Genomic DNA, 18766 nt, shown 5'->3' with positions numbered 1-18766 from the left:
CGCTCCTAACTTGCGTGGGCAGTGATTGCCCACCAGTTTTCATGTTGCGAGGTCTTCCGGACGCCAGCCGTCCGGTCGAAATCCCGAGGCGATTCTTCTCCTCCTCCCTCCCTCCCTCCTTCGCGTCGGGGCGCCTCGCAGCATTTTTGTATTCTGGCCGGGCGGGGGCTGTGCGATGACGCAGCCCACCCGCATCGCCGTCATCGGCGCCGGCATCTCGGGACTGGCCGCGGCGCACACGTTGCGTGACGCGGCCGCCGTCACCCTCTTCGAAGCCAGTGACTACTTCGGCGGCCACGCCCATACGGCAACGATCGAGCTTGCGCGCTCGCCCGCCGATGCCACCCGCGTCGCGCACGGCGTGGACACCGGCTTCCTGGTCTACAACGACCGCACCTATCCCCACCTGATCCGGCTTTTCTCCGATCTCGGCGTCGAGACCGCCGAGTCGGACATGTCGTTCTCGGTCCAGGCCACGCGTGACGACGGCCGCCCGCTCGAATGGAGCGGCAACAACCTCGACACCGTGTTCGCGCAACGCCGCAACCTGTTCGACGCCCGCTTCCTGGGCATGCTGCGCGACCTGCTGCGCTTCAACCGCCTGACCACCCGCATCGCCGAGGCCGGCACCGAGGGCGAGCTGGCCCAGCCGCTCGGCGAATTCCTCGATGCCAACCGCTTCGGCGCGGCGTTCCGCGACTGGTATTTCCTGCCGATGATGGGCTGCATCTGGAGCTGCTCGACCACGCAGATGCTGGCGTTCCCGGTGGCCACCATGATCCGGTTCTGCCACAACCACGGCCTGATCCAGATCGCCAACCGGCCGCAGTGGCGCACCGTGCGCGGCGGTTCGCGCAACTACGTCGAGAAAATCGTCGCCGGCCTGCCCGACAAGCGCCTGAACACCCCCGTGCGGCGCATCACCCGCACCGGGAACGGCGTGCTGCTGGCGACCGACGCCGGCACCGAGCGCTTCGACCACGTCGTGCTGGCCACCCATTCCGACCAGTCGCTGGCAATGCTGGGCGACGCCAGCCCGGCCGAGTCGGCCGTGCTGGGCGCGATCCGCTACCAGCCGAACCACGCCGTGCTCCACACCGACGCGGCCGTGCTGCCGCGGCACCGCTCGGCCTGGGCCGCCTGGAACTACGAGCGGGCCGCCGTCGGCGAGCGCGAATCGGGCCGGGTCTGCCTGCACTACCTGCTGAACAAGCTGCAGCCGCTGCCCTGGGAGCAGCCGGTCGTCGTTTCGTTGAATCCGGTTCGCGAGATCCAGCGTAGTCAGGTCATGGCGGAATACGACTACGACCACCCGGTGCTCGACCTTGCCGCGATCCGCGCGCAAGCCGAGGTGCCGGCCCTGCAAGGCCAGCGCAACACCTGGTTCGCGGGCGCCTGGATGGGCTACGGTTTCCACGAGGACGGCCTGAAGGCCGGCCTGGCCGCCGCCGCGGGCCTGCGCGCGCGGTTGTCCCCCGGCAGCGACGCGACCGCGAGGCGCGCGGCATGACACCGACGCAGGCCGTGCCGCTGATGGGCTTCGGGGAAGTCCGCCATGCACGCCTGCGCCCGGCGCGCAACGCCTTCGCCTATCCGACCTATTTCCTGATGCTGCCGATGCGCACTCTGCGCGCGCATGGCAGCGAGGCCGTGGCGCTCAATCGCCGGGCCGCGATTTCCTTCCACGACGTCGACCACGGCGACGGCCGAGCGCCGCAGCAAGGCGGCGCGCTGGCCTGGCTCGACGAACTGCTGGCCGCCCACCGCATCCACGACGCCACCGGCGAAGCCTGGCTGCACTGCTATCCGCGCGTGTTCGGCTACACCTTCAAGCCGGTGAGCTTCTGGTATTGCCACACGCCCGAAGGCGTGCTGCGGGCGATCGTGGTCGAGGTGAACAACACCTTCGGCGAGCGCCACTGCTACCTGCTCGACCGGCCGGTGTACGGCGCCGAGCTCAAGGCCGCGAAGGCTTTCCACGTCTCGCCGTTCTGCCAGGTCAGCGGCGGCTACCGGTTCCGCTTCTTCGTCGATGCCGAGCTGACGCGCACCGTGGTGCGCATCGACCACGACGACGCCGAAGGCCCGCTGCTGCAGACCAGCGTGAGCGGCCAGCTCGCCCCCATGGACGCGGCCAGCGTGCGGCGCGCGCTGTGGCGCTACCCGGCGATGACCTTCGGGCTGATCGCGCGCATCCACTGGCAGGCCGCCAGGCTCTGGCTCAAGCGCGTGCCGTTCGTCGCCAAGCCGGCGCCGCCCACCCATTTCGTTTCACGCGACAACCAGCAGCAGGCGAATCCATGAGCGCCGCGCCGGGCCGCCCCAAGCAAGCTCGCACCGCAGTGCGCAGCATGAAGGTACTTCAATGACTTCCTCCCTCACCACTGCCTCCCGCTTCTCGCTGCCCCAGGATGCGCCCGGCGCCGCGCGCACCGTGCTCGGCCTGCTGCAGCGGCTGGCTTACGGCTCGCTCACCGTGCGCCTGCCGGACGACTCCGTGCGGCACTTCGGCGCCACGCCCGGCAGCGGCCCCACCGCCTCGCTCACGCTGCGCAACTGGAACGTGTGCAAGGCCGCGCTCAAGTCGGGCGACATCGGCTTTGCCGAGAGCTACATCGCGGGCGACTGGACCACGCCCAACCTCACCGAGCTGATCAAGGTGTTCATCGCCAACCGCCGCGCAATCGAAGACGTGGTGTACGGCAACTGGTTCGGCCGCCTGGTGTACCGGGTGCGGCATCTCATGAACCGCAACAGCAAGGCCGGCAGCTCGCGCAACATCCATGCGCACTACGACCTGGGCAACGCGTTCTACAAGCTCTGGCTCGACGAGACGATGAACTATTCGTCGGCCTGGTTCGAGGGCGACCTCTCCAAGCCGATGCCCGGGGCGCAGCGCGCCAAGGTGCGCCGCGCGCTCGAACTCGCAGCCGTGAAACCCGGCGACCGCGTGCTCGAGATCGGCTGCGGCTGGGGCGCGCTGGCCGAGATGGCCGCCGTCGACTTCGGCGCCTCGGTGACGGGCGTGACGCTCTCGACCGAGCAACTGGCCTTCGCGCAGCAGCGCACCGCCGGCCTGCGCGCGGACCTGCGCCTGCAGGACTACCGCGACATTTCGGACGCGCCCTTCGACGCGGTCTGCTCCATCGAGATGGTGGAGGCCGTGGGCCGCGAGTACTGGCCGACCTACTTCCGCAGCGTGAGCCGGCTGCTCAAGCCGGGCGGCCGCGCCTGCGTGCAGAGCATCGTGATCGACGACGAGCTGTTCGACCGCTACATCGACTCGACCGACTTCATCCAGCAGTACATCTTCCCGGGCGGCTGCCTGCCGTGCCCGCGCGAGTTCCGCCGCGAGGCCGAGGCCGCGGGGCTGGAGGTGGTGGACGAGTTCGCCTTCGGCGCCGACTACGCCGAGACGCTGCGCCGCTGGCGCGAGAGCTTCCTGGGACAGCGCGCGCAGATCCTGCAGCTGGGCTTCGACGAGCGCTTCATGCGCATCTGGGAGTTCTACCTGGCCTACTGCGAGGCCGCGTTCTCGCAGGCCAACATCGACGTGGTGCAGTACACGCTGCGCAAGCGCTAGATCGCGCGGACCTTGGTGTCGTCTTCCTTCGGACCCCTGGCCGGCTTGCGCTACGGCCTTCTCGGACTGCCGCTCGCCTTTGTCGCGCTGCCGCTCTACGTGCTGCTGCCCAACCACTACGCGCGCGCCTTCGGCGTGCCGCTGGCCACGCTGGGCGCCGTGCTGCTGGGCGCGCGACTGCTCGATGCGCTGATCGACCCGCTGCTCGGGCGGCTCAGCGACCGGCTGCATGCGCGCTCGGCGCACGCGGTGCTGGGCGGCGGTGCCGTCGCGGCCGGCGTGCTGCTGCTGGGCTTCGGGCTGCTGTTCTTTCCGCAGGCGCTGGTCGATCCGTCGAGCCATGGCGCGCTGCTGGTGGCGGCGGCCGTGCTGCTGGCGCTGACCTACGCGGGCTACAGCATGCTGAGCATCGCGCACCAGTCGTGGGGCGCGATGCTCGGCGGCGACGCCTTGCAGCGCGGGCGCATCGTCGGCTGGCGAGAAGGCCTGGGGCTGGTCGGCGTGGTGCTCGCCTCGGTGATCCCGACGCTGGCGGGGCTGCCCGCGATGGTGGCGCTGTTCGGCGTGCTGCTGGTGATCGGCTGGGTGCTCTGGACGCGGGCGCCACGGCCCGTGCGTGGCAGCGCTGCGCATCAAGAGGTCGACCTGCGGCTGCCGCTGCGCCGCCCGGCATTCCGCCGGCTGCTGGCGGTGTTCGTGCTCAACGGCATCGCGAGCGCGGTGCCGGCCACGCTGGTGCTGTTCTTCGTGCAGGACCGGCTGCGCGCCCCGGCCTCGCTGGAGCCGGCCTTCCTGGGCCTGTACTTCGTGATGGCGGCGGCGTCGATTCCGGCGTGGCTGCGCATCGTGAAACGCTTCGGGCTGGCGCGTTCGTGGCTCGGCGGCATGTGCATGTCGGTGGCGGTGTTCGCCTGGGCCGGCGCGATGGGCGCGGGCGATGCGGTGCCGTTCCTGGTGGTGTGCGCGCTGTCGGGCTTCGCGATCGGCTCCGACCTGGTGCTGCCTAGCGCCCTGCTGGCCGGAATCATTGCCGACGCCGGCGACCAGCCGCATGCCGGCGCCTACTTCGGCTGGTGGAATTTCGCGACCAAGCTCAACCTGGCGCTGGCGGCGGGACTGGCGCTGCCGCTGCTCGGACTGGCCGGCTATGTGCCCGGAGCGCGCGAGGCAGGCGCGCTGCAGGCGCTGTCGCTGGCCTATTGCCTGCTGCCCTGCGTGCTCAAGGTGCTTGCGGGCGCCTCGCTGTGGGCACTGGTGATTCGCCCGGCGGCGGCATCGCAGCAGTCCATCCCGGTCTCGAAGGCCGCGCCTTGAAGCCGCTGAATCCTCCGCTCGCCGACTGGCAGGGCAAGACCGCGTGGATCGTCGGCGCGTCCACCGGCATCGGCCGGGCGACGGTGCTGGCGCTGCTGGAGCGCGGCGCGCGGGTCGGGGTGTCGGCGCGCAACGTCGAGGCGCTCGAAGAACTGGCGCTGCTGCACAACCATGCCGGCCAGCCGCCGCGCGTGATCGTGCTGCCGCTCGACGTGCGCGACAGCGCCGCGGTGGCCGCCGCGCATGCGCAGCTGCTGGCGGCCACCGGCGCCATCGATTTCGTGCTCTTCAACGCCGCCACCTATGGCGCGCTGCGCGCCGATGCGTTCTCGCTCGAGCAGATGCTGGCGCACCAGCAGGTCAACTACGTCGGCGCGCTCAATGTGCTGGCGGCGGTGCTGCCCGGCTTCGTGGCGGACGGTGCGGGGCATGTGTCGATCACCGGCAGCGTGGCCGGCTTTCGCGGGCTGCCCAAGAGCCTGGCCTACGGTCCGACCAAGGCGGCGCTCACCAACCTGGCCGAGGTGCTGTATGTCGACCTGCATGCGCGCGGCATCGGCGTGAGCGTGGTGCAGCCGGGCTTCGTCGACACCCCGCTCACGGCGAAGAACGATTTCAGGATGCCTGCGCTGATCACCCCCGCCCAGGCGGCCGAGGCCATGCTGGAGGGCTGGCGCCGGGGCGATTTCGAGATCCACTTCCCGCGCCGCTTCACCTTCTGGATGAAGCTCATGCGGCTGTTGCCCTACCGGCTGTACTTCCCGGCCGTGGCGCGCTTCACCGGCCTGTGAGGTTGGCGAAGGGAGGCTTCGCGAGACACCGTGGAACCGGCTTCGCCGGGCCACCGGTGTCGCCCCCGGCGAGGGGGAAGGAGAAGCGACACGAAGTGCGCGAAGCCTGGGGGAGAGTCAAGGCTTCGTGTCGATGAAGCTGGGGCGCAGCATCAGCTTGTCGTACAGCTTGGCGAGGTTGGCGTGGTCGGCGCGCCACTCGATCTCGGGGAAGCGCAGGTCCAGCCAGCCCAGCGTGCAGCCGACCGCGATGTCCGACAGGCTCAGGTGGATGCCGCTGCAGAAGGGCTTGTCGCCCAGCCCCTTGGCCATGGCCGCGACGCCGTCCAGCACCTTGGTGCGCTGGCGCTCGATCCATGCCGCGCTGCGTTCGCCGTCGTTGCGGCCGGACCAGGTGGCTTCCAGGCGCCAGAGCACGCCGGCGTCCATGACGCCGTCGGCCAGAGCTTCCCAGGTCTTGACCTCGGCGCGCTCGCGGCCTTGCTGGGGAATCAGCTTGCCGACCGGAGACAGGGTGTCGAGGTATTCGACGATCACGCGCGAGTCGAACATCGCCTCGCCGCCTTCCATGATCAGGCAGGGCACCTTCCCCAGGGGATTGGAGCTGGCGATGGTGGTTTCGGCAGCCCAGACGTCTTCGATCAGGAACTGGTAATCGAGCCGTTTCTCGGCCAGCACCACACGCACCTTGCGCACATACGGGCTGGCGGCCGATCCGATCAGTTTCATGAAGGCTCTCTCCCCAAACTATGACAACATTAGTTAATAGTCATTTTAGGTGAATGGGAAAACCGGAGGTCCGAATCGGCCCCGATGTGTCGGGCCGGCCCCACGGACCGCCGGCCGCCTAAAATTGAGGCATGAGCTTTTCCACCGTTTCCGCCCTTTCCCCCCTTGATGGCCGCTACGCGGCCAAACTCGCGGCGTTGCGCCCGCTGATGAGCGAACAGGGCTATATGCACCGGCGCGTGCAAGTCGAGGTGGCGTGGTTCATTGCGCTGTCCGACTGCGGCTTCGCCGAATTCAAGCCCCTCACGGGCGGCGCCCGCAAGTACCTGCTGGGCCTGGTGTCCCACTTTTCCGAGGCCGACGCGCTGGCCATCAAGGAAATCGAGAAAACCACCAACCACGACGTGAAGGCCGTCGAATACTGGATCAAGTCCAAGTTCGAGGCCCGGCCCGAGCTGCTGGCCGCTGCCGAGTTCGTGCACTTCGCCTGCACCAGCGAAGACATCAACAACACCAGCCACGCCCTGCAGATCCAGGCCGCGCGCGACAAGGTCATGCTGCCGGCCATCGACGGGCTGATCGCCAAGCTGCGCGAAATGGCGCACCAGTTCGCCGGTGTGTCGATGCTCTCGCGCACGCACGGCCAGACCGCCAGCCCGACCACCGTGGGCAAGGAAATCGCCAACGTGGCGGTGCGCCTGTCGAAGGCGCGCGCGCAGATCGCCTCGGTGCAGCTGCTGGGCAAGATGAACGGCGCGGTCGGCAACTACAACGCCCACCTCGCCGCCTGGCCGGAGTTCGACTGGGAAGCCTTCAGCCGCAAGGTCATCGAGACGCCCGCGCCGCTGGGCCTGGGCCTGAGCTTCCAGCCCTACAGCATCCAGATCGAGCCGCACGACTACATGGCCGAGCTGTTCGACGCGGTGGCGCGTGCCAACACCATCCTGATCGACTTCTCGCGCGACATCTGGGGCTACGTGAGCCTGGGCTACTTCAAGCAGCGCCTGAAGAAGGGCGAGATCGGCTCCTCGACCATGCCGCACAAGGTCAACCCCATCGACTTCGAGAACGCCGAAGGCAACCTGGGCCTGGCCAACGCGGTGCTGCGCCACCTGAGCGAGAAGCTGCCCATCAGCCGCTGGCAGCGCGACCTGACCGACAGCACGGTGCTGCGCAACATCGGCGTGGCCTTCGGCTACGCCACGCTGGCCTATGCCAGCCTGGCAACCGGCCTGGGCAAGCTCGAACTCAACGAGGAAGCGCTGGCCGAAGACCTCGAAGCCTCGTGGGAAGTGCTGGCCGAGCCGATCCAGACCGTGATGCGCCGCTTCGGCGTGCAGGGCGCCTACGAGCAGCTCAAGGAAGTGACGCGCGGCAAGACCGTGACGGCCGAGGCGCTGCACGGGCTGATCCGCTCGCTGGAAATTCCGGAAGAGGAAAAGGCCCGCCTGCTGGCGATGACGCCGGCCAGCTACGTCGGCAAGGCTGCCGAGCTGGCCAAGCGCATCTGATGGCACTCAAGTCCACCATCTTCAAGGCCACTCTCGCGGTGGCCGACATCGACCACGGCTACTACGCCGACCATGCGCTGACGCTGGCGCGCCACCCCAGCGAAACCGACGAGCGGATGATGATCCGGCTGGTCGCGCTCGCGCTCAACGCGCACCAGCTGCAGGACATCTGCAACGGCGACGGCACGCTGGCCTTCGGCGCCGGCCTGTCGAACGTCGACGAGCCCGACGTGTGGCTGCGCGACTTCACCGGCGAGGTGAAGATCTGGATCGAGGTCGGCCAGCCGGAGGACAAGCCCATCATCAAGGCCTGCGGCAAGGCGGACGAAGTGATCGTCTATTGCTTCAACCACGCGGCCGAGATCTGGTGGCGAGGCATAGAGAACAAGCTGACGCGGCCGCAGAACCTCAAGGTCTACCGCGTGCCGACCGCTGCCTCGCAGGCACTGGCCGCGCTCGCGCAGCGCAGCATGCAGCTGCAGGCGACGATCCAGGAAAACACGCTGACGCTGGGCGACGGCACGAACAGCATCGACGTCGAGCTGCTGCGCTGGAAGTAACGCCGCGCGGCTAGAACGCCGGCATCATCTCGCCGCACTGCCAGCACTGCTCGAAGCCGCCTTCGACGTGCTCGCCGCACACGCACTGCCAGCTGCGCTGCGGACGGTTCTGCAGCTCGTGCAGCAGGCGCCTGGCAAGGTCGAACTGGGTCTCGTCGTCGATCCAGATCTCGGGCAGGCACTGGTCGGGCGGCAGCTGGCCCATGACCGCGCCGAGAAACTCGCGCTGCACGGTGGCGGCCACGCCCTCTTCGCGCAATGCATGCGCCCACACGGTCGCGATGGCGAGGTTGGGGGCTTGCGCGAGGCGGCGCATCGTCAGGGCGCCCAGTTCTGCTCGTTGTCGGGGTCGAACCCGGGTTCGGCGGCGGACGGCGGCGGTTCTGCCTCGCGCGCGCGCTCCGCATAGCGGTTGAAGCGCCAGGCCGAGTCTTCCATGGTGATGCGGCGCCAGGTGGCGCGCTTCTCTACCGGCGTCATGGCGGGCCAGAGCTGCACTTCGTCGAAACTGCGGCCGCAGCCCTTGCATTCGTCGTCGCCCTGGCTGGTGGAGCAGATCGCGATGCAGGGGGTGTCGGGCGTGCTTTCGTACCAGGCCATCCATGCGGCCCAGGCCTTGGGCGGAAAGCCGACCTCGTCGACCTCCTCCTCGTGATGAAAGACCATGAGCGCGTAGACCTCGGCCAGCGCCCGCAGCTCGGGGCCCAGCGTGACCCCGTCGGGCGAGGGCGATTTCTCGCGCCAGTGATTGATGGCGGCCTCGATGTCGGTGATGTGTATGGCGGCCATGAAGAATGAAGAATCCAGCGAGCGGGGATCATAGACCGGCAATGCCCCGAAGCCGTGAAGGGCCATGATTGCTACAAAACAAGGAGCATCGGAGCCCCTGTTCATGCGCATTTTCAGCGCATTCTTTTTAAACCCCTGAAAACTTTCGGTTGCGCCGCCGATGTCTTCGATGCTCTAATCCCGCCCACGAAGGGGAGTAGCTCCCGACCGCCGTCCACGACGGCGCGAATCGTCAGGTCGTCAATACGAAGCAAAACACTTCCGGCCTGCCGGGCAGCGTACGCGCATTGTTTTTTGCGCGCGCGGTGTCGAGCAAGACCTTCGATTTGAACCTGTGCAGGTTTGGTCGAAGCGTTCGCGAGTCCCCGGTATCACCCGGCCTTTCTTCCTCGCTTTCGACCATCCGCCCAGGATGAATCGAAACGCATCGCCATGCGCCTTCGTCGTCGCCCTTCCGGGGGCGAGGCTGGGGCGCGACAACCAAGAGGAACCTATGGAACTGTTCATGGCCCCGGAATTCTGGGTCGCTGTCGGTCAGATCATCATGATCGACATCCTGCTCGGCGGCGACAACGCCGTCGTGATCGCACTGGCCTGCCGCAAGCTGCCGCCGCACCAACGCACCAAGGGCATCCTCTGGGGCACCGCCGGCGCCATCATCCTGCGCGTCATCCTGATCTTCTTCGCGCTCACGCTGCTGGCCATTCCGTTCCTGAAGCTGGTCGGCGCCATCCTGCTGGTGTGGATCGGCGTGAAGCTGCTGGCACCCGAGCATGACGACGCGCACGGCAACATCACCGGCAGCGACAAGCTGTGGGGCGCGGTCAAGACCGTGATCATTGCCGACCTCGTGATGAGCGTGGACAACGTGATCGCCATCGCCGGCGCCGCGCAAGGCGCGGGCGAAGGCCACCAGATGCCGCTCGTGATCTTCGGCCTGCTCGTGAGCATCCCGATCATCGTCTGGGGCAGCCAGCTCGTCATCAAGCTGATGGACAAGTTCCCGATGATCATCACCGCCGGCGGCATGCTGCTCGGCTGGATCGCCGGCACGATGGCCGTGTCCGACCCCGCGCTCGCCAACGCCGCTGCCTGGACCTGGGTGCCGAAGGTGCCGCAGACCGACACCATCAAGTACGCGGCCGGCGTTGGCGGCGCACTGCTGGTGCTGGTGATCGGCAAGTGGATTGCCGCCCGCCAGGCCCGCAACAAGCCGCAGACCCCGGTGACCACCGGCTGAGCATCGCTCGCAGCCACCGGACATCGATACCGCGAACTTCCGTCACAAGCCAGCCTCTGTCACTCTAACTATCTGAAGGAGCACGCCATGGAAAAGATCATTCTTTATATCGACGACGTCACCTACGCCTGTGAACAGTTCGCCGAACTCGCGCCCGACGCGAACAACGTCGTGGCGCGCCATTGGGTGCTGGTGGCCTGCGCGCCGCGCATGACGCATCGCATCAGCAAGTGGGTGAGCCACAGCGCGCGCGAGAACTGGCGCGCCAAGTGGTTCAGCAAGGTGCAGGCACAGATGCTGCCCCTGCTGGAGCGCAACGGCGGGCAGGTGACGCCGGTGCTGGCCAAGGGACCGCTGGCCGAGCTGACCGCGCAGCTGAAGCGCGAGCACGGTGCCGCGCACGTGGTCGATGCGCGCCGCCCGAAGATCGGCGTCGACCTGGAGCCGGTGACGCCGGAGCAAAAGCCGGCGCACCAGTCAGGCTGGGCCTTCCCGGGCGCGGTGATGGGCATGGGCGCACTGCTGGTGCTGGCGAACGAGCTGGCCGAGTAAGCGGCTCGCGTTCTCTTCTTCCACGAGCCCCGGCGCGGCAACGCACCGGGGCTCGTTTGTTTTGTCCGGGCACCCTGGGGTATCCTGCGCCGCATGCGCATCATCATCAAATGGCTGCTCAGCGCCGTCGCGCTGCTGGCGGTGGCTTATCTCTACAGCGGCGTCCAGGTCAACAGCTTCGGCTCCGCGCTGATTGCCGCGGCCGTCATCGGACTGCTCAACATGATCGTGCGGCCGGTGCTGGTGGTGCTGACGCTTCCCGTCACCATCGTCACGCTCGGGCTGTTCCTGTTCGTGATCAACGCGCTGCTGTTCTGGGCGGCCTCGGGGCTGCTCGCCGGATTCCACGTCAACGGCTTCCTGGCCGCGCTGATCGGCTCGCTGCTTTACTCGCTGCTGGGCCTGCTGATCGAGTCCGCGCTGGGCGGGCTGCTGTCCAGGCGCTGAAGCAACAGCCCTGCGCGGGCTACTTCAGCGGCGGCTCGGCCGCCTGTTCTTTCACCAGCACATCCACCGCCCGCGCCCGGGTGTCGATGATCGACGCCTCGTAGTGATCGACCGGCTTGCCGGACTGGCGGATCAGCTCCTGCGCTGCCTTGAAACGGTCTCGCGCGGCCGGATAGTCGAGGATCGCGACGTTGGCCTCGGCATCGGCGCGCACCGCGCGCAGCGTGTCGTTCTCCGCCCCGTAGAGGTTGGCCAGCGTGTGCCATGCCGTCGCATCGCGCGGGTTCGCGGCGACCCAATCGCGCAGCACGGGAATCATCGGTGCGGGCTGGCGCAGGGCGGTCGCGGCTTCGGCGGCGAGCATCATCTCCGGCCGCTCCTTCGACTTGGCGTCGACCAGCGCGGCGGCCTTGGCCGGGGCGCCCGCGGCGAGTTCGATCTCGGCGCCGAGCCAGCGCGCCTGCTTGGCCGCGGCGGGGTCATCGGCCGTGCGAGCCGTCAGCCGCTCGGCCAGCGCGCGTGCCGCCTTGTAGTCCCGCAGTTCCTTCGCCGACAACGCCGCCGCGTAGAGCGTGCCGGCCTGCTGTGCCGGCGAGCTTTTCGCGAATTCGCCGGAGGACGCGGAATCGACCCACAGCCGCAGCACGTCGACACCCGGCCGCGTCAGCACGCGGGCGCGCGAAGCGATCATCGCGTGGTCCATGACGAGCGGCAGCGGCGGCGTGGCGTCCATGCGGAACTGGAAGCGGCCCTGCATGTCGGAGATGCGCTCCGTGGTCAGCGGATGGCTGCGCAGGTAGGGGTAAGAGCCGTTGTCGTTCAGGCGCGAGGCGTACTGCAGCTTCTCGAACATCGCGGCCGCGCCCTGCGGCGCGAAGCCCGCCTGCGTCATCACGCCGAAGCCGACGCGGTCGGCCTCGCGCTCCATGTCGCGAGAGAAGTTCAGCTGGTTTTGCGCGAAGAGCGCCTGGCTGCCCATCATCACGGCCTGGCCGGCATCGCCGTTGCGGCTCTTGCCGGCCGCGATCATGCCGAGGATCAGGCCCGCGATCATCAGCGGCATCTGCTTGCCCTGCTTGCTCATGATGCGCGAGATGTGGCGCTGGGTGACGTGCGAGAGCTCGTGCCCCAGCACCGTCGCCAACTCGTCGCGGCTGCCGACCGCGGCGACGAGACCCAGGTTCAGGCCCAGATAACCGCCGGGCAGCGCGAACGCGTTGATGTTGCGGTCGCGGCCCAGCAGGATGGTCCAGGCAAAGCGCTCGTCGAGCTCGGGCGTGAGTTCGCCGCGCGCGCGGGCGGCCGCCAGCAGGCGCTGCCAGATGTCCTGCACATAGGCCGCGACCACGGGGTCGTCGATGTAGTCGGTGTCGCGATAGAGCTCGCGGGCGATCTGGTCGCCGAGGTGGCGCTCGGCGCTGGCGGTCATCTCGCCGCCGTCGCCCAGGCCGGGCAGGACCTGCATCTGCATCTGCGCCAGCGCGGGGGCCGGCAGCAGGGCCTGGGACGCTATCAAGAAAGTAGCACAGAACGTCCGCAAGGCGGGTGTCAGGCGGCGTCTTCTGAAGGGAGTGGGAGTCAAGCGCGGCATTCCTCGTCTGTGGCTCGGGCTCGTATGATGCATCTTCAAAACGAACGTTCACCATGAGCACTCTCACCCATTTTGACGCCCAGGGCCAGGCCCACATGGTCGACGTGGCCGGCAAGGCCTCCACCCACCGCGTGGCCGTGGCCACGGGCCGCATCGAGATGCAGGCGGCGACGCTGGCGCTGATCGAATCGGGAACGGCGAAGAAGGGCGACGTGCTGGGCATCGCCCGCATCGCGGGCATCCAGGCGGCGAAGAAGACGAGCGACCTGATTCCGCTGTGCCATCCGCTGGCGCTGACGCGGGTGGCGGTGGCGTTTGCCCTCGCCGACTCGGGCAACGCGCCGCAGGTGGCCTGCACGGCCACCGTCGAGACCGTGGGGCCGACCGGGGTGGAGATGGAGGCGCTGACGGCCGTGCAGGTGGCGCTACTGACGATCTACGACATGTGCAAGGCGGTGGACCGGGGGATGCGGATCACCGACGTGCATGTGCTGGAGAAGCATGGGGGGAAGTCGGGAAGTTGGGTGGCGGGGTAGCGCGGCTCAGTTCCAGCACGCGCTTGCAGCCGCCAGTGCCGCGCTGAAGCCCGTGTAGTTCTCGACGGATTTCCGGCCCGTGTGCGTGACGACATAGTCGCCGCAGCGGTCGCCTCCCATGGAACCCGTGCGCACTGCCTTCAGGGTGTAGCCGGTGCCCTTGTCGTTTGGCGTCAGCGCGATGTTGTAGTTCGCGGCGCCTTCGCCCGGCAAGGGTGAGGTGCTGAACTGGGTCTTGAACACGCCGCCGTTCGCGTTGATGTCCGTTCCGTCCGCCGTCTTGGCGTAGCTGTAGTTTTCGCTGTAGTGCCGCTCCAGCCATTGCTGGGCCTGCGCGAGCGAGGCCTTCGCCTGGGCGCGCTTGCCTCTGGCGATGTGCTCGCGGTAGTTCGGGTAGGCGATGGCGCTGAGGATCGCGATGATGACCACGGTGATCATCATCTCTATCAACGTGAAGCCCCGCGCGCGTGCTTGTCCGGCGCTCATCGGTGCTTCTCCACGGTCGTCTTCAGGCCGGGGATCTCGCGCCAGAAGATGCGCGCCTGCACGGTGTTCTTCTTCATCGTGATGTCGGTGTTCGGCCCCACGATCCGGGCGCAGGACAGGCCCGCCGCGCACCGGGCGGTCGAGTCTTCCGGAATGGCGAAGCGCTGGTCGAGGCCGACGATGCCGATCACTTCGCCCGCGGCGCCGGCAATGCCGAAGAGATTCGGTGTCGTGGCAACGCCCGCGACCCCGTTCACCTGCACGTCGGCCCCGGCGCCGCTGTCGGCGCACATGACCTCCGCCGCCGCCTTCTTGTAGACGATGGGAATGTTGACGTCCTTGCCCATGGCCTTCGGATTGCCCAGCACCATGCCCGAAGCCAACGAACCCGGAATGTTCACGTACCAGCCCTTCTTGCGGCTCCAGTCGATCGCGCCGGTGGCGCTCTGGACGATCGCCTCGGGCTTGTTCGTGTCGAGGCTCCACGTGCGCTGCTCGAGTTCGGTCACGCCCGACGGAATGGTGGCGGGGGCTGCCGCATAGCTCGGCTTGTCCCAGATGCCGAAGACGCGATGCTGCCGCGCCTTGTCGGGAAAGTCGCCGGAAAAGATCGATTGCCCCGTCCCGAAGACCACGACCTGCCCGCCGCCGGGATGGAAGCGCGTGACCGGCGCCGTCGTGATCGGGAGCACGTTCGACAAGGCGTCCATGGCGACGTACAGCGGCTTGCCGTAGGCCTCTGCCCAGCGGCTCGCGTCATCACTGGAAACATCGAACTTCCACATGTTGCCCTTGAGGTCGCCGGCATATATGGCGTCCGCGATGCCGTCATCGTTCGTGTCGAGCCAGGTCGGCTGCATCAAGCCGCCGCCGCCCGCCGTGCCGACTTCGATGCGCTTGTAGTGGGTGTTGTGCACCCATCTGCCATCGGCGCCCGGCCCGTCGACGAAGAGGATGTAGAGCACGGTCTTGCCCGACGCGCTCGACACGCCGTTGCCGAACAGCACGGCGAACTTGCCGTTGGCCATTCGCGCGACCTGCGCGGCCTGGTTGCTTGCCGGGTGCACGCCGCCGTCGGAAATGACATGGCCCAGGTCGGCGTCGTCCGCGGTGGTGAACTGCCATTTGAAGACGCTGGCGGCATTGGCCTCGGTCAGCGCTGCCGGCGACGTCACGTCCAGCGCGAAGATCGCCTTGGCGCCGCGCCCCAGGCTGGAGAAAAGGTACGTGCGCCACGCGGCCGTGGCGGCGGAGGTTTTCACATCCGCGGTGAATGGAGAGCCGTCCATGTAGGCGCGCAGATCGGTGACCGTGGGATCCGGAATTTCCTTGAGGCGCGAGGAGAGCGCCTGCGGCACATAGGACATGACAGGCGTCAGCGCGTCTGCGGTGAACGCGTGGAGCATGCCGTCCGCGGCGCCCACCCATACCAGCCTGGTGCGCGACTTCTGGGCGGCCTTGAATGTGCCGTAGCCGCCGAAGACGGCGCCGAAGAAGTTGGCCGAGGGCCGGTCCTGCAGCCAGGGGTTGGCGTTCACCACGCCGCCCATGATCGAATCCGAGTTCCGGTCACGGAAGGTGCCGCCGTACAGCTTCTCGTGGGTGCGGATGCCGCGCAGGTAGCCGATGACGTCCTGCTGCACGCTCGTGGAAACGCCGAGGCCGGCCAGGTACGTGGCGCCCGCGGGGACGTTCAGGCCCGCATGGGTGAACGGCACCCCGGTGGTTCCGAGGTTCGTGATGATCGCGCGCGTCGCTGCGCTGGTCAGGTTGGCATGCCCCTTCGCGGAAGGCGTGGCGCCGAAATTGCCGGCCGCGTCGAGCCGGTAGGCCAGCAGTTCGCCGTGCAGGTCGGACGCGGAGAAGTTGGCGACGTACTTGTAGTCGCCGGCGCGCAGGTCGGGCCGCGACACCGCCGGCGCGGAATTCGAAGTTCCGGTGATGTCCGCGAAGACCTGCCGCAGCGATTCCTCGAGCAGGTCCGGACGCCGTGCGAGGAAATAGTTGTCCGGAATGCCGTCGCTGCAGTCGGGCTGGCCGGCGGCCCCGCAGGCGGCACCGTCGGCCCGCCTGGTGTCCCACTTGGAAACGGCGTCGGGGAATCCGGTCGGGGTCTTCTCGGAGTCCTTGAAGCCGCCGTATTTGGCAACGTACCAGAGCGGGTCCTGGATCGCTGCCTCGCTGGAGCCGAGCATCTGGTAGTCGAGCCGGGTCTCGCCCTTGACGAAGACATTGCCGAACTTCACGCACAGGCGCGGCGCCACCTTGTGGTTCCACCCCTCCGGCTTGCTTCCGTTGTCGTTCAGGTAGCACTTGGCTGCGGTCGGCCGGTCTTCGCGCTGCACGTTCGATGCGGCATAGGACGCGGTCGACTCGCTGGAGGCGTAGTTGTTGATGCCGCTGTGGAAGTGGCTTCCATCCCTGTTGCTGCCCACCACCGTGTAGCCGAAGGCGAACGGCCCGGCGTTGCCGGTGTTCGACTCCAGGGTCTGCGTGAACACGCGCAATGTGGGCGGCGTGGTGCTCGCATCGGTCTCGTACCGGATGGAGCCGAGCATGTCCTGGTCCTGGTCTTCACCGAGCGCCTGGTGCTGCCAGAGCACGAGAAAGGTCCCGGATTCGCCGTTCGCTGCGCGCTTCAGGACCTTGAAGTCCACCATGTTGCCTGGAAGCGGAGTCGTGCCGTTCCAGTCGATGCTGGCGGGGGTGATGAAGACATAGCGCTTCGGGCTGGAACCTGGAACCGGAATGCGGATGGAGGCGGACCCGCCCGACATCGTCACCGCGTACTGGCGGACCTTCAGCACGTTGGCGTTCGCGTCCTTGGGCACGGTCAGTTTGGGGCGGATGCGGTTCACGTGGGCGTAGTAGGCGGCTCCGGCGCCGAGGTAGGTGCCCCGCATGTTCGGCGCCTCGGGGCACAGGCCCGACACCATGCTCAGGTCTCCGATGAGCTTGCCGGTGCAGATGCCCTTGGTGCCTTCGCCCTCGGTTGCGGCTCCCACGGACCCAGCCAGGCGGATCGTGTCCGAAATACCTTCATGCGCGGACTCGCCGATCAGCTTCGTGTAGTACGCCGCGCTGTGCGGAGCGCCAATGCCCAATTCGCTGTGGTCGAGAGCGCCCATGTTGTCGCCATCGAACGTGCCCACGCCGCTGGAGATGGTGACCATGTTGAGCGGTCGGCAGATGCTCTTTCCGTAGAGCGACTCACGCGACTTTCCAGAACCCGGGTACTGCGGATTTGCCTCGAGCGGATCGATCCAGGCGGGGGACGGCAGGCCCAGCGTTGCGTCTTTTTCTCCGCCACGGTAGAGAGCCCCTTTGGAGGCGTAGTAACGCAGCCCCTCCAGAATGATTTCTCCGATGGGATTGCCCCATGACGGGCAATCTCCGTTCTTGATGGTGTTGGAAAAGCAGTCGTCTGCGTATCTTCCGGTCACGGGTTTGTATCCAAAAGGCCTTAGCCGATTCAGCGAATAGATGATGCCGCGATCGTTTGCATTGGAGAAAACCTTGAACACCCCCGTTTGCGCATCGATTTCATCATTGATCTCGGACATGTTCTTGCGAAGCACGCCGCCATCGAGATTGGTGTCGAAGGAGCCGAGGAACATCGCAAATTCAGCCTTGGCTGCGCTGTGCCCGTAATTGCTGCTTTCTCCAAATTCATTCAGCAGGCCGATCGGCTTCAGATTTGAATTCGGATATTGCTTGCAACGCTCTTCCCCGATCAGATCTTTTCGGCAGACTTCCACTCGGGCCATGTATTCATTGGCCTTCGCCGGATTGCTGCCCTGGTGCGCCGATGCGCCACCAGCGCCCACATAATTCGCGGTCATGAATGCGACGGTCGAATCCTGCCAATCGTATTTTTCCTCGTTCAACCAGTTGCAGCTGCGGACTTCCGTCATGTTCCACAGAACGTAGTTGCCTTCGGCCGCACGAATCACCGGGTTCAATTTCGATATCTGCGATTCTTCGGCATTGGTCGGATTCTCGTGCCGGCGGCACAGCGTGAGCCCTGTAGCGTATGAAAACGGCGTGAGGCGAATCAGGTCGGGGCCGTTGTAGTACTTGGCGTAGGCCTGGCTGTTGCGCGGGACGAAAGCCATTTCGAGCACGGTTTTTCCAGGATTCTGCGAAGACCCGGCTTCATCGGTGGAGCGCAATCCGCCGTAAAGAATCTTGCGAAGCACGTCCATGCGGGACATGGTGGCCCAATTCAGGAAATTGCCGCTCCAGAGGCTGGATGACCTGGCACCCGCTTCGGCGCAGTAGTATCTCGGCGAACCTGCCGGGTCTCCGGCCACAGTCACCTTTTCGGCCAATTTCTCCGGAACGAAATTGCCGGCTGCTCCGGTGCCGCCATAGCTGTAGCATTTCGTCGGATCGAAATATCCGTAGTATTTGAAATACGGCAGAAAATAATAATCGATGCTGCCGTCGAAATTCAGGTCTTCGTAGTCCGTATAGGCGCGGCTGAACATGCTGTAGTCCTTGGACACGTTCAACACCACCATGGGCAGATTCGGATCCGGATTCACGTTGGGCGGAACCGCCTGGATCTGGGCATTGGCAGCACCCGCCACGGCCAGAAACAACATTGCCGCAAATTCGATGATTGCTTTTTTCAT

The 18766-nt window shown here is 66.9% G+C and carries 17 protein-coding genes; 11 read left to right on the top strand and 6 right to left on the bottom strand.

The annotated features are described in order from the left end of the window. Positions 1-175: 175 nt before the first annotated feature. The 5 genes from QRN67_RS24365 to QRN67_RS24345 all read left to right on the top strand — a co-directional run bounded on the left by QRN67_RS24365 (position 176) and on the right by QRN67_RS24345 (position 5688). Entirely contained in the window at positions 176-1510 is a 1335-nt protein-coding gene (locus tag QRN67_RS24365) for an NAD(P)/FAD-dependent oxidoreductase (protein ID WP_285413933.1), read from the top strand. Further along, a complete protein-coding gene (locus tag QRN67_RS24360; RefSeq protein ID WP_081268744.1) occupies positions 1507-2304 on the top strand; it encodes a DUF1365 domain-containing protein in 798 nt (265 codons plus the stop codon). Before QRN67_RS24365 ends, QRN67_RS24360 begins: the two co-directional genes overlap by 4 nt. Positions 2305-2365: 61 nt before the next feature. Then, entirely contained in the window at positions 2366-3583 is a 1218-nt protein-coding gene (locus tag QRN67_RS24355) for an SAM-dependent methyltransferase (protein ID WP_081268743.1), read from the top strand. Positions 3584-3595: 12 nt separating this feature from the next. Then, complete coding sequence (locus QRN67_RS24350) at positions 3596-4897, top strand: MFS transporter (protein ID WP_285413932.1); 1302 nt, start codon at positions 3596-3598, stop codon at positions 4895-4897. Next, the gene (locus tag QRN67_RS24345) at positions 4894-5688 is read left to right on the top strand and encodes an SDR family NAD(P)-dependent oxidoreductase (protein ID WP_285413931.1); all 795 of its coding nucleotides are present in this window, start codon (positions 4894-4896) and stop codon (positions 5686-5688) included. The genes QRN67_RS24350 and QRN67_RS24345 overlap by 4 nt, the downstream gene beginning before the upstream one ends. 117 nt (positions 5689-5805) lie before the next feature. Here the strand turns inward: QRN67_RS24345 and QRN67_RS24340 are convergent, their stop codons facing one another. Further along, positions 5806-6417, bottom strand: coding sequence for a glutathione S-transferase N-terminal domain-containing protein (locus QRN67_RS24340; RefSeq protein ID WP_081268741.1), 612 nt, complete (start codon positions 6415-6417; stop codon positions 5806-5808). 131 nt (positions 6418-6548) lie between these two features. On the opposite strand from QRN67_RS24340, the gene purB reads away from it, so the two are divergent. Together purB and QRN67_RS24330 are read left to right on the top strand one after the other, a co-directional pair. After that, complete coding sequence (gene purB, locus QRN67_RS24335; protein WP_285413930.1) at positions 6549-7928, top strand: adenylosuccinate lyase; 1380 nt, start codon at positions 6549-6551, stop codon at positions 7926-7928. Then, positions 7928-8488, top strand: coding sequence for a YaeQ family protein (locus QRN67_RS24330; RefSeq protein WP_106936385.1), 561 nt, complete (start codon positions 7928-7930; stop codon positions 8486-8488). Before purB ends, QRN67_RS24330 begins: the two co-directional genes overlap by 1 nt. A 10-nt stretch (positions 8489-8498) precedes the next feature. Here the strand turns inward: QRN67_RS24330 and QRN67_RS24325 are convergent, their stop codons facing one another. Continuing rightward, complete coding sequence (locus tag QRN67_RS24325; protein WP_285413929.1) at positions 8499-8804, bottom strand: putative signal transducing protein; 306 nt, start codon at positions 8802-8804, stop codon at positions 8499-8501. A gap of 2 nt (positions 8805-8806) precedes the next feature. Next, the gene (locus QRN67_RS24320; RefSeq protein WP_081268737.1) at positions 8807-9277 is read right to left on the bottom strand and encodes a DUF3717 domain-containing protein; all 471 of its coding nucleotides are present in this window, start codon (positions 9275-9277) and stop codon (positions 8807-8809) included. A gap of 493 nt (positions 9278-9770) precedes the next feature. Between QRN67_RS24320 and QRN67_RS24315 the strand changes: the two genes are divergently transcribed. From QRN67_RS24315 to QRN67_RS24305, 3 genes are all read left to right on the top strand, one after another. Then, positions 9771-10517: a TerC family protein gene (locus tag QRN67_RS24315; protein WP_081268822.1), complete on the top strand. Its 747-nt coding sequence runs from the start codon at positions 9771-9773 to the stop codon at positions 10515-10517. An 87-nt stretch (positions 10518-10604) separates the two neighbouring features. Continuing rightward, positions 10605-11069 carry a hypothetical protein gene (locus QRN67_RS24310; protein ID WP_285413928.1) on the top strand — a complete coding sequence of 155 codons (465 nt, stop codon included), beginning with the start codon at positions 10605-10607 and terminating at the stop codon, positions 11067-11069. Between the two features lie 93 nt (positions 11070-11162). Beyond that, a complete protein-coding gene (locus tag QRN67_RS24305; protein WP_081268735.1) occupies positions 11163-11516 on the top strand; it encodes a phage holin family protein in 354 nt (117 codons plus the stop codon). Positions 11517-11535: 19 nt separating this feature from the next. Here the strand turns inward: QRN67_RS24305 and QRN67_RS24300 are convergent, their stop codons facing one another. After that, positions 11536-13107: a M48 family metalloprotease gene (locus tag QRN67_RS24300; RefSeq protein WP_285413927.1), complete on the bottom strand. Its 1572-nt coding sequence runs from the start codon at positions 13105-13107 to the stop codon at positions 11536-11538. A 53-nt stretch (positions 13108-13160) separates the two neighbouring features. Here QRN67_RS24300 and moaC point away from each other — a divergent pair, with 53 nt between their 5' ends. Beyond that, a complete protein-coding gene (moaC, locus tag QRN67_RS24295) occupies positions 13161-13643 on the top strand; it encodes a cyclic pyranopterin monophosphate synthase MoaC (protein ID WP_081268733.1) in 483 nt (160 codons plus the stop codon). Between the two features lie 6 nt (positions 13644-13649). Here moaC and QRN67_RS24290 read toward each other — a convergent pair whose 3' ends face one another. Together QRN67_RS24290 and QRN67_RS24285 are read right to left on the bottom strand one after the other, a co-directional pair. Continuing rightward, a complete protein-coding gene (locus QRN67_RS24290) occupies positions 13650-14129 on the bottom strand; it encodes a type IV pilin protein (protein ID WP_081268821.1) in 480 nt (159 codons plus the stop codon). Further along, entirely contained in the window at positions 14126-18766 is a 4641-nt protein-coding gene (locus QRN67_RS24285) for a pilus assembly protein (RefSeq protein WP_285413926.1), read from the bottom strand. The genes QRN67_RS24290 and QRN67_RS24285 overlap by 4 nt, the downstream gene beginning before the upstream one ends.

Source organism: Variovorax sp. efr-133-TYG-130 (assembly GCF_030208835.1).
GTDB lineage: Bacteria > Pseudomonadota > Gammaproteobacteria > Burkholderiales > Burkholderiaceae_C > Variovorax.
This window is presented reverse-complemented; position numbering and strand designations above follow the sequence as displayed.

Excerpts from the sequence above, each read along its gene's own strand:
- QRN67_RS24365 (WP_285413933.1), top strand. The coding sequence starts at position 176 with ATGACGCAGCCCACCCGCATCGCCGTCATCGGCGCCGGCATCTCGGGA.
- QRN67_RS24360 (WP_081268744.1), top strand. The coding sequence starts at position 1,507 with ATGACACCGACGCAGGCCGTGCCGCTGATGGGCTTCGGGGAAGTCCGC.
- QRN67_RS24355 (WP_081268743.1), top strand. The coding sequence starts at position 2,366 with ATGACTTCCTCCCTCACCACTGCCTCCCGCTTCTCGCTGCCCCAGGAT.
- QRN67_RS24340 (WP_081268741.1), bottom strand. The coding sequence starts at position 6,417 with ATGAAACTGATCGGATCGGCCGCCAGCCCGTATGTGCGCAAGGTGCGT.
- purB (WP_285413930.1), top strand. The coding sequence starts at position 6,549 with ATGAGCTTTTCCACCGTTTCCGCCCTTTCCCCCCTTGATGGCCGCTAC.
- QRN67_RS24330 (WP_106936385.1), top strand. The coding sequence starts at position 7,928 with ATGGCACTCAAGTCCACCATCTTCAAGGCCACTCTCGCGGTGGCCGAC.
- QRN67_RS24325 (WP_285413929.1), bottom strand. The coding sequence starts at position 8,804 with ATGCGCCGCCTCGCGCAAGCCCCCAACCTCGCCATCGCGACCGTGTGG.
- QRN67_RS24320 (WP_081268737.1), bottom strand. The coding sequence starts at position 9,277 with ATGGCCGCCATACACATCACCGACATCGAGGCCGCCATCAATCACTGG.
- QRN67_RS24315 (WP_081268822.1), top strand. The coding sequence starts at position 9,771 with ATGGAACTGTTCATGGCCCCGGAATTCTGGGTCGCTGTCGGTCAGATC.
- QRN67_RS24310 (WP_285413928.1), top strand. The coding sequence starts at position 10,605 with ATGGAAAAGATCATTCTTTATATCGACGACGTCACCTACGCCTGTGAA.
- QRN67_RS24305 (WP_081268735.1), top strand. The coding sequence starts at position 11,163 with ATGCGCATCATCATCAAATGGCTGCTCAGCGCCGTCGCGCTGCTGGCG.
- QRN67_RS24300 (WP_285413927.1), bottom strand. The coding sequence starts at position 13,107 with ATGCCGCGCTTGACTCCCACTCCCTTCAGAAGACGCCGCCTGACACCC.
- moaC (WP_081268733.1), top strand. The coding sequence starts at position 13,161 with ATGAGCACTCTCACCCATTTTGACGCCCAGGGCCAGGCCCACATGGTC.
- QRN67_RS24290 (WP_081268821.1), bottom strand. The coding sequence starts at position 14,129 with ATGAGCGCCGGACAAGCACGCGCGCGGGGCTTCACGTTGATAGAGATG.
- QRN67_RS24285 (WP_285413926.1), bottom strand. The coding sequence starts at position 18,766 with ATGAAAAAAGCAATCATCGAATTTGCGGCAATGTTGTTTCTGGCCGTG.